The following is a 229-nucleotide window of genomic DNA, read 5'->3' as shown; positions in this document are numbered from 1 at the left end:
TCCGACGCCCGCGTGAGGCCAACTGGGTCATCGGCTCGCAGCTGCTCATCCTGGCCATGTTCGAGGGCTTCTTCGGTTACGCGCTTCCCGACGACCTGCTCTCCGGCACCGGCCTCCGCGCCGCGTTCTCCGGCATCACCTTCTCCATCCCGGTGGTCGGTACGTGGATGCACTGTTTGATCTTCAACGGCGACTTCCCGGGCACGATCATCATCCCGCGCCTCTACGT

The 229-nt window shown here is 64.6% G+C and carries 1 protein-coding gene; it reads left to right on the top strand.

What is annotated here, in order from left to right; all coding sequences use genetic code 11:
- Positions 1–229: cytochrome b N-terminal domain-containing protein (locus AC0IX4_RS23465; protein ID WP_471831476.1), on the top strand; the 229-nt coding region annotated here is incomplete at both ends.

This window comes from Rhodococcus sp. AC861 (genome assembly GCF_979256035.1).
The sequence above is the reverse complement of the archived record's forward strand: the minus strand, read 5'-3'. Positions and strand labels throughout refer to the sequence as shown.